This window comes from Asticcacaulis sp. YBE204, from assembly GCF_000495855.1.
Classification (GTDB): domain Bacteria; phylum Pseudomonadota; class Alphaproteobacteria; order Caulobacterales; family Caulobacteraceae; genus Asticcacaulis.
This window is the reverse complement of sequence record NZ_AWGF01000047.1, coordinates 1-511: the sequence shown is the minus strand read 5'-3', so window position 1 is coordinate 511 and position 511 is coordinate 1. Positions and strand designations below refer to the sequence as shown.

Here is a 511-nt window from a genome sequence, read left to right as displayed (position 1 = left end):
TCAGCGCCGCAGCAGATACCCAGGAGCTTGACGATATCCCGCCCGTAATATTGCCGCCGGTTTTAGCCAAATAGCGGCCATCCGCTTCTGTCTTATTCCACGCGTTAACGTCACCGGCCAACAAATTCACATCGGCGGACAGCGGCTTACCGTTCACCTTGATTGAGCGCAGCGCGTATTTCTGGGCGGCTTGTGCGTCGGTCAGCGCGCCAACGTCAGCCGCCGTCGGCTTGTAGTGTGTCGTATACACCTGCGCCCAAGCCTTAGCTTGCGCCGGGTTATCTTCGCGCAGCGAGCGTAGCCAAAACTCCGTATTACCCGAGCCGATCGCAAATTGGACATTCCGGTATTTGTTGAGTTTGAACGTCATCAAATTGCCGAGATTGCCACGAGTCAGGGGATAGCCGACTGATTTATCGCCGAGCTGTTCAAGCGTGAAACCGTCCGGCCGTGTGAGGTCACTGTCAGCATTCGTGGCCTGCAAGCTTTCGCTTGGGAAAACCACGCGCGG

Annotated in this window: 1 protein-coding gene; it reads right to left on the bottom strand. The window is 56.8% G+C overall.

From position 1 onward, the window contains the following. Positions 1 to 511: hypothetical protein (locus AEYBE204_RS40600; protein WP_023464164.1), on the bottom strand; the 511-nt coding region annotated here is incomplete at both ends.